The sequence below is a fragment of the Phenylobacterium sp. genome (assembly GCF_035475775.1).
Classification (GTDB): Bacteria; Pseudomonadota; Alphaproteobacteria; order Caulobacterales; family Caulobacteraceae; genus Phenylobacterium.
Window position 1 is genome coordinate 45,708 of record NZ_DATIMC010000072.1, and the last position, 7,225, is coordinate 52,932.

Annotated in this window: 11 protein-coding genes and 1 pseudogene; 3 read left to right on the plus strand and 9 right to left on the minus strand. The window is 71.9% G+C overall.

The window, feature by feature from the left end; all coding sequences use genetic code 11:
- Window positions 1-29: 29 nt before the first annotated feature.
- Window positions 30-1,256 (plus strand): glycosyltransferase, encoded by a 1,227-nt coding sequence (locus tag VLI41_RS09405; RefSeq protein ID WP_325267811.1) that lies wholly within the window; start codon window positions 30-32, stop codon window positions 1,254-1,256.
- Here the strand turns inward: VLI41_RS09405 and VLI41_RS09410 are convergent.
- Window positions 1,253-1,612: a peptidase inhibitor I78 gene (locus tag VLI41_RS09410; RefSeq protein WP_325267812.1), complete on the minus strand. Its 360-nt coding sequence runs from the start codon at window positions 1,610-1,612 to the stop codon at window positions 1,253-1,255. The genes VLI41_RS09405 and VLI41_RS09410 overlap by 4 nt on opposite strands.
- A complete protein-coding gene (locus VLI41_RS09415) occupies window positions 1,609-2,067 on the minus strand; it encodes a DNA polymerase III subunit chi (protein WP_325267813.1) in 459 nt (152 codons plus the stop codon). The genes VLI41_RS09410 and VLI41_RS09415 overlap by 4 nt, the downstream gene beginning before the upstream one ends.
- 175 nt (window positions 2,068-2,242) lie before the next feature.
- Here VLI41_RS09415 and VLI41_RS09420 point away from each other — a divergent pair, with 175 nt between their 5' ends.
- The gene (locus VLI41_RS09420) at window positions 2,243-2,461 is read left to right on the plus strand and encodes a hypothetical protein (protein ID WP_325267814.1); all 219 of its coding nucleotides are present in this window, start codon (window positions 2,243-2,245) and stop codon (window positions 2,459-2,461) included.
- Between the two features lie 259 nt (window positions 2,462-2,720).
- Here the strand turns inward: VLI41_RS09420 and VLI41_RS09425 are convergent, their stop codons facing one another.
- From VLI41_RS09425 to VLI41_RS09440, 4 genes are all read right to left on the minus strand, one after another.
- On the minus strand, window positions 2,721-3,032 hold the full coding sequence (locus VLI41_RS09425; RefSeq protein ID WP_325267815.1) for a DUF6894 family protein: 312 nt from the start codon (window positions 3,030-3,032) through the stop codon (window positions 2,721-2,723).
- Between the two features lie 36 nt (window positions 3,033-3,068).
- The gene (locus VLI41_RS09430) at window positions 3,069-3,425 is read right to left on the minus strand and encodes a hypothetical protein (RefSeq protein WP_325267816.1); all 357 of its coding nucleotides are present in this window, start codon (window positions 3,423-3,425) and stop codon (window positions 3,069-3,071) included.
- Entirely contained in the window at window positions 3,422-3,820 is a 399-nt protein-coding gene (locus tag VLI41_RS09435; protein WP_325267817.1) for a hypothetical protein, read from the minus strand. Before VLI41_RS09435 ends, VLI41_RS09430 begins: the two co-directional genes overlap by 4 nt.
- A gap of 236 nt (window positions 3,821-4,056) precedes the next feature.
- Complete coding sequence (locus VLI41_RS09440; RefSeq protein ID WP_325267818.1) at window positions 4,057-4,446, minus strand: DUF805 domain-containing protein; 390 nt, start codon at window positions 4,444-4,446, stop codon at window positions 4,057-4,059.
- Window positions 4,447-4,762: 316 nt separating this feature from the next.
- On the opposite strand from VLI41_RS09440, the gene VLI41_RS09445 reads away from it, so the two are divergent.
- Window positions 4,763-5,179, plus strand: coding sequence for an MAPEG family protein (locus VLI41_RS09445; protein ID WP_325267819.1), 417 nt, complete (start codon window positions 4,763-4,765; stop codon window positions 5,177-5,179).
- Here the strand turns inward: VLI41_RS09445 and VLI41_RS09450 are convergent.
- The 3 genes and pseudogenes from VLI41_RS09450 to VLI41_RS09460 all read right to left on the minus strand — a co-directional run.
- Window positions 5,176-6,027 carry an SMP-30/gluconolactonase/LRE family protein gene (locus VLI41_RS09450; protein ID WP_325267820.1) on the minus strand — a complete coding sequence of 284 codons (852 nt, stop codon included), beginning with the start codon at window positions 6,025-6,027 and terminating at the stop codon, window positions 5,176-5,178. The genes VLI41_RS09445 and VLI41_RS09450 overlap by 4 nt on opposite strands.
- Before the next feature lie 65 nt (window positions 6,028-6,092).
- A complete protein-coding gene (locus VLI41_RS09455) occupies window positions 6,093-6,776 on the minus strand; it encodes a hypothetical protein (protein WP_325267821.1) in 684 nt (227 codons plus the stop codon).
- Between the two features lie 10 nt (window positions 6,777-6,786).
- A pseudogene (locus VLI41_RS09460) lies at window positions 6,787-7,225 on the minus strand (leucyl aminopeptidase); the annotation flags it as partial.

Genomic DNA, 7,225 nt, shown 5'->3' on the forward strand with positions numbered 1-7,225 from the left:
GGCGCACCGGCCGCGGGCAGAAGACCGCCATGCCGGGCAACGTGCTGTTCGTCCACAACAACTTTCCGGGCCAGTTCGGCGACCTGGCGAGGGCGCTGCTGGCCAAGGGCGTGCGCTGCGTCGCCTTCGGCCAGAAGCACGCGCCCGGCGCGCCCGGCGTGGCCATGCTGCGCTACTCGGTGCCGCGCGGCAGCACCGAGGGGATCTACACCCTTGCCGTCCGCGCCGAGTCGGATCTGATCCGCGGCGAACTCACCTACCGCGCCGCACGCCGCGCCCGGGAAGAGGGTTTCGTTCCCGACGTCATCATCGGCCACACGGGCTGGGGCGAGACCCTGTTCCTGGACCAGGTGTTTCCGCAGGCGCGGCAGGTGCTGTTCCCGGAGTTCTACTACCGGGCCGGCCTGGACGTAGGCTTCGACCCGGAGTTCCCGCCGCCCGACGAGCTCGCCATGCTGCGGCTCAAGGCCAAGAACCTGACCATGAACCTGGCCATGAGCGAGGCCGACGCCATCGTCTGCCCGACCGAGTTCCAGGCCTCGACCCTCCCCGGCATCTTCCGGCCGAAGATGCGCGTCATCCACGAAGGCGTCGATGTGGTGGCGATCGCGCCAGGTGCGGCCGAGCCGTTCGTGCTGGACGACGGGCGCGTGATCGCGCCGGGAACGCCGGTCATCACCCACGTGAACCGCAACCTGGAGGCCATGCGCGGCATGCATGTCTTCGCCCGCGCCTTGCCGCCGGTGCTGGCCGAGGTTCCCGAGGCGCAGGTGCTGATCGTCGGCCGCGACGGGCGGCACGGCTACGCCGGCGCGCCTCCTGACGGCCTCACATGGCGCGAGTATTGCACCCGCGGGCTCGAGCTGGACCCGGCGCGCGTGCACTTCCTGGGCGAGGTTCCGCACGCCCGCATGCACGACGCGCTCCGGCTGTCGGCCGCGCACGTCTACTACACCTACCCCTTCGTGCTCTCGTGGTCGCTCATCGAGGCGATGGCGCTCGGCTGCTACGTGATCGCATCCGACACCCCGCCCCTGCACGAGGCCATCCAGGACGGCGTGAACGGCCGGCTGCTGCCGTTCTTCGACACCGCCGCCCTCTCCGAGGCCCTGATCGCCGCCTGCCGCGATCCCGACGCTGCAAGGCCGCTGCGCGCCGCCGCCCGCGCCACGGCGGTGGAGAAGTTCGACGCCGCCCAGGGCCGGGCCGCCTGGCTCGCCCTCTTGCGGGAGCTGGGGCTCAAGATCCCCGCCTAGCCGCAGCGGATCTGCCTGATCAGCCCGGTCTGGGCGTCGAAGAAGAAATTGAGCCGCGCCGGATCATAGTCCTGGGTGATCGGGCAGGTCGTGCAGGCGACGCGCTGGCGCTCCGGATGGATCGGCACCGGGACCTCGGTGCGCGGGCGACCGATCAGGTTCTGCAGCTCATAGGCGCCGCAGGCGTCGCGCGGCGGCGCGGGCGCGGGCGGGACGGCCGGCGGCGCCGGCTCGGGCGGCGGCGCGACCTGCGCTGCGGGCGCGGCCGGCGGGACGGGCTCACGATCCTCCGGCGCGGTCGAGCAGGCGGCGAGCAGAAGCAGGAGCCCCGCGCCGGCCGCGAGCCGGCCGCTCACGCTTGCTTCTCCCAGCCGCGGGCCTGCTGCTTCCAGTAGGCGAGCGAAAGCCCCGCTCCCTTGAGCCGGCTCCAGAGCGACCGCGCCGCCGCCAACTGGCCCTCGTGGGCGCCGTCGAACAGCACCAGACAGCGGGTGAAGGCGGTAAGCTCCCCCGGCTCGGCGCCGTCCACGAGGAACAGGGCCTCGGCGCCGTTCGGGTTATCGAAGCCGGTGGTCAGCAGCACGGGCTGTCGCCCCTCGTTCGGCTCGCCCGCCGCGGCGTGCGGCAGGAAACTGTCGTCCCGGTAGGTCCACAGCCATCCGTCGAGGTGCTCGATGCGCTCGGGCGCGGCGCTGCGCACCAGCGCCTTCCAGCCCCGCTGCAGGGTCTTCTCGAGAAGCTCCGGGAGCGCCTGGTCGAGCCCGGTCCGCTCCAGGTGATAGAACCAGACCTCGCACGCGCCCTCGGCCATGGCGTCGTTCTAGCCTAGTCCGCCGCGTTGGGCACGCACCGCTGGGCCCGGACCCCGATTCCGCGCGACGGAAGGCCAATTCCGAGATACCGTTTCCACGTCATCGGAACATGGATCAGGGCGGCCGGTGACGGAGCGGCGCTTGCGTGCGCTCGCGCCTGATCGGAGGGCCGAGATGTCGGCCAAGATCGAGCGATTTCCGGCCGTCCGCAGGCCTGCTGGCGGAGCGACGCTGAGCCGAGGGGAGACCGCAGCCCTGCGCTATGCCAGCCGCGCGGAGGAGGCTCTCCAACTCCTCGCCATGGCCACAACCGACCTGGAGCGCGCCGCGCTCTGCGGCATCGTCGAGGCCTGGCTCGATCTCGCCGAAGCCGCCTTGCCGGACCAGGGCTGACAACCTGTTCGGCGCGCTGGCGAGCCGATCCAGGCTGCTGGTCAGCTTTCGTCGCGCGTCCGGCGCTCCCGCCGCGCGCGCCGCTCGGGCGGTCGACCGCGATGCAGTTCGGTCGCGATCACCGCGCGCCGCAACTGCGCAACCAGGCGGGCCAGATCGGCTTGACCGTTCTCTATGCGAGCGAAACGCCGAAAGCCGGCCCTCGATCCCGCGCATTACGTACGGCTCGCCGGCTGCGGCATCGGCGCCACAGCAGAGCTCAAGCCACCTCGGAATTCAGGGAAGCGGCGACCGCCAGCACCCTGCGCCGGTGTTCGTCCGTCACCTCCACGCGCAGACGCCCCGTCTCCAGGAGCTCCCTCGGCTGCTCCTTGAGCAACTCCGCCAGGATGCGGGTCGCCTTCAGCCGCGCGGCTTCGAGGTCCGGCAGGTCCGTCCCGTCCTCGTCCGGATATCGCCGTCCGTCCTCGGTGTGGAAATAGTACTTCGGCATGGCGATGAAACGGGTGCGGCGCGGCTTGCGTTCCGCCGCGCCTTGCAAATTCGTCCAGTCATAGCTCAGCTTTTTCAATAGGCTAGAGAGGCAGATTGCAGCGCCTCATTAGCACTAGGGCGTCGGCGGGTGCGCGGCCTGGCGGCATCTGCGCACCACCTCTTCCAGCTTCCCGAGGCGCTCGTCGCGCAGGATCCGTCCCGCCGCCAGCAGCTGGTAGCGATCGGCCGCCCCGCCGGCGGCGCGCAGCGCCTGGTCGTTGTCCGGGTAGACTGGCGGGGGTCCGAGATCCTCGGGCACACATTTGATGGGGACCGGGACCGGGACGCGAATGCGGACCACCTTCTCCACGGGCGGAGGCGGGGCGGCGGGCTCCGGGATCCCGGCCAGCGGCCGAGCGGGCCACCGGGCGCAGCCGCTCGCCGCGAGGGCCGCCGCCAGGCTCGTGACGAGCGCCCCGGGCCGGGTCATTTCCGGTCAAGCGCCTTCATCACCGCCTGGTCGGCGCTCTCCATCCGCGCGCAGAGATCGATGCCGGCCGGTGGGCGCGTGACCAGGTCGGCGGCGATCCTGCGCCGGCCGGCAGGGGTGCGCGCCGCTTGCCATCGGGGATCGGCGGGCGCTGGGCCCGCGACGGCGACTTGCGCTTCGTAGCTCCTGGCCGTGGCGCGACAACTGATCAGCTCCGCCTGCAGCTCGGAGGCGTCCTGGGTCGCAAGCGCCGCGATCCGCGCCTTGAGGAAGCGCTGCTCCTGGTGGGCGTTCACCAGGCTGCCGACCAGCGCTCCGGCCAGGGCGATCGCCGCCAGCGATGCGACGGGACCCGCCGCCGGGCGGGTGATCAGGCGGGAAAGTCCCCGCAGCATGGCTGCCTCCCTCGATGCCCGGAAATCAGTCGAACCCAGCGGTTTGGCGTCAATGCGGCGGAATCGCCGAAAGCGCCAGCGTGGCCGGCCCGCCGCGTCGAAATGACGAGGCCCCGTCGCGCTCGCGGCGCGGCGGGGCCCTGCTGCGGCGTCTCGGACGAATCCTGGCCGCTGCGCATCATCAACCCACGGCCGCGACAGCCGTTCCCGTGGCGCGTTGACGCGCCGCCGAAAGGCTAGACCGGCGTGGTCCGACTGGCCCTTCCGTTCCCAGGCGGCGGCCCGAAGCGGTTCTCGCCGGGCTCCCCTTCCGCGACCCCGAGCCAGAGGCTGCAGGCGACCAGCAGCAATGCGCCAAGGTAGGCGATGGGCGCCACCATCAACGGCCCCACCGTCGATGCGGCCGTCACCGCGCCCGCCTCGAACACGAGCAGTCCAGCCGCCCACCAGCCGCTGCGGCCCAGGTCGTGCAGGCGCCCCGCCGCCATCGCCAGCCAGACAAGGCTCGCCGCCGCGCCCGACGGCAGCTCGAGGACCAGCGCCGCGCCGACGCAGACCAGGGCGTTGGCGGCCAGAATGGCCCAGTACTGCCGCCGGCCGAGGCGGCCGTTCAGAATCCCCCGCATTCGCTCCTCCACGCCCGAGCGCCCTGCGGCGACCCGCGCTATGCAACCTGTTGTAGAAAATTTTGGGTTTCCACACCGTGCACGAGCATGATGAACGAGGTCCGCGCGACACGCCGAGAGTGGTGGAACCTTGGCCGTTGCCGACCGTTCAACAAGCGCGGCTATTGACGTCCGGAAGGGCGCTCTCCATCGGGCCGCTGGTTGCGCGGCAAGGCCCCGGAAGCTCCGGGGCCTTGTTCGTGACTGACGATTCCGCAGAGCACCGGGAGTATTGTCTCGTGGGGCGATTCGCCGCCCTGCGGATCGGGGGGACTCCATGACCATCACCACAGGCGCCGTGCTGAGCGGCGCGGTCACGATCATCGCCCTGCTGGTCACCTTCTGGATGGGGTTTCGGGTCGGAATGATGCGGCATCGCCACGGCGTCGAGGCGCCGGCGGTGAGCGGCCACCCGGAATTCGAACGCGCCTACCGGGTGCAGATGAACACCATGGAGCAGCTGATCATCTTCCTTCCGCTGCTGTGGCTCTCCACGGTATTCCTGCGGAGCTTCACCTGGGCTCCGGCCGCCGCCGGCCTGGTCTGGATCGCGGGGCGGCTGGTCTACTCGAGCGGCTACATGGCCGCGCCGGAGCGCCGCGGTCGGGGCTTCCAGATCGGCATGCTGGCGAGCCTCGCCCTGTTGATCCTCGCCCTCGCGGGCCTGGCGCAGGCCTGGAGCGCGCGCGTCTAGGGTATCGCCACCCGGGCGGGCGGCAGCGGCAGGCCTGGCGTCTCCACGCGGAGCCGGAACACCGTCCCGCAGTTCTCCCGCGGGCCGCCGTCGGAGCCGGTGACGATGTAGAGGTCCCGCAGGTCGTCGCCCCCGAAGCACAGGCTCGTCACCATCGGCAGCGGGAGGGCCAGGTCCCGCCGATGCGTCCCGTCCGGCTCGAACACCGCCACGCGCCCGCGCCGGGCGTCGGCGACCCACACGGAGCCATCGGCGGCGACCTTCAGCCCGTCCGGAACCCCGCCCTCCTCGAACCTGGCGAACGGCCGCCATTCGCCCACCGAGCCGTCGTCGCTCACGTCGTAGACGCGGACCAGCGAGGCGCGCGAGTCCGAGTGGTAGAGCCGCCGGCCGTCGGGCGAGAAGCCGAGCCCGTTGGTCAGCATGACCCCGCCGGACAGGGTGCGCATGCCGCCGTCCAGGTCGATCACGTGCAAGGCGCCCGGCTGCGGCTCCTCGCCGCCGAACACCCGGAAGGCCAGCGATCCCACATAGACCCGTCCCGCCGCGTCGGTGGTCAGGTCGTTGAACCCGGTCGCGCCCGGGATCGCCGCCTGGGTCAGGATCGGCTTCGGCGGCGCGCCGGAAAAATCCACGTAGGCCACGTCGCGGCCGCCCACGATCAGCCCGCCGCCGGCGTGCAGGGCGACGCCGCCGATGCCGCGCCGCCGGGGCACGGCGAGCGAGACCTCGCCCGCCCGGTCGAGAAGGTGCACGCCGCCATTCGGGACATCGCTGAAATAGAGGCCCTTGGCCGGATCCCAGAGCGGACCCTCGATTAGACCGAATCCTGTCGCGACCTCCTGCACGGCGCCCTCCTCAGCTTCCATCCACAGCCCGTCAGGCCCAACGAACACCCAAGCGGCCCGAGAGGCTAGCCGCCCAATCTGACCGCCAGGCTCTCCAGGGCCGCAGCCACGGGCTGCGGCCGGGTGAGCGGCGCCAGGTGATCGAGCGGCAGCCGGATCACCGGCCAGCCGAGGCGGGTCGCCGCCTCCGCCTCGTCCTCGTAGGCGCCGCTGAGCTTGAGGTAGGCCGCCGGAAGCTCCAGCGGCTGATCCGGCGCGACCTCCTCGAAGTAGCCGGTGGGCGGCGGGGCGATCTCGCCCAGCAGCGCGGCGCGGAGTCCGTCGTCGGGCACGAGCCGCTCGAGCGCGCCGGGCGGCCACCAGGCGTCCCAGACGGGAAGCCAGCCGTCGCGGCCCGCGGCGCGGAGCTGGCGCCCCAGGTCCTCGGGCGCGGTGTCGAACCAGCTTCGGCCCGGGTGCGGCAGGATCGCGTCGGCGAAGATCACGCCGCGCACCGCCTCGAGCCTCGCCGCCAGCGCCGGAACCAGCGCGCCGGCCCCGCTGTGGGCGACCAGGATGGGGGCCTCGCCCGCACCCAGCCGCCCGGCCATGCCGTCGGCCAGGGCCGGGTAGAAGCTCCCGCCGAGGCCCGCGAGCGCCGGCCAGGCCGGCGTCTCCGCAACCTGACCCCTGGCCCTCAGCGCCTCGGCCGTGGGCCGCCAGCTCGCAGGGCCGAGAAGCGGACTGTGCAGCAGGACGAAGCGCGCCACGCGCGGAGCCTCAGGCTTCGTAGCGGTCGGCGACCATCCGGTTCAGCAGCCGCACGCCGAAGCCCGTCGCGCCTTCGGGAATGGTCGGCACGCTCGAAGGCTTCTTCCAGGCGACCGAAGCGATGTCGAGGTGCGCCCAGGGCAGGCCGTTGACGAACTTCTGGATGAACAACGCCGCCGTGATCGAGCCGCCCGGCCGGCCACCGGTGTTCTTGACGTCTGCGATCAGGGAGTCGATCTGCCGGTTGTACTGATCCGGCAGCGGCATGCGCCACAGCGGCTCGCCCTCCGCCGCCGAGGCCGCCAGCAGGGCGCCCGACAGCTCGTCGTTATTGGAGAACAGGCCAGCATAGTCGTGGCCCAGCGCGACGATGATCGCCCCGGTGAGCGTCGCCAGGTCGACCATGAACCGTGGCTTGAAGCGGTCCTGGCAGTACCAGACGGCGTCG

Bases quoted from the DNA above. Each gene is read 5' to 3' on its own strand.
- VLI41_RS09445 (WP_325267819.1), top strand. From the start codon at position 4,763: ATGACCATCACCACAGGCGCCGTGCTGAGCGGCGCGGTCACGATCATC.
- VLI41_RS09415 (WP_325267813.1), bottom strand. From the start codon at position 2,067: ATGGCCGAGGGCGCGTGCGAGGTCTGGTTCTATCACCTGGAGCGGACC.
- VLI41_RS09440 (WP_325267818.1), bottom strand. From the start codon at position 4,446: ATGCGGGGGATTCTGAACGGCCGCCTCGGCCGGCGGCAGTACTGGGCC.
- VLI41_RS09405 (WP_325267811.1), top strand. From the start codon at position 30: ATGCCGGGCAACGTGCTGTTCGTCCACAACAACTTTCCGGGCCAGTTC.
- VLI41_RS09435 (WP_325267817.1), bottom strand. From the start codon at position 3,820: ATGCTGCGGGGACTTTCCCGCCTGATCACCCGCCCGGCGGCGGGTCCC.
- VLI41_RS09430 (WP_325267816.1), bottom strand. From the start codon at position 3,425: ATGACCCGGCCCGGGGCGCTCGTCACGAGCCTGGCGGCGGCCCTCGCG.
- VLI41_RS09420 (WP_325267814.1), top strand. From the start codon at position 2,243: ATGTCGGCCAAGATCGAGCGATTTCCGGCCGTCCGCAGGCCTGCTGGC.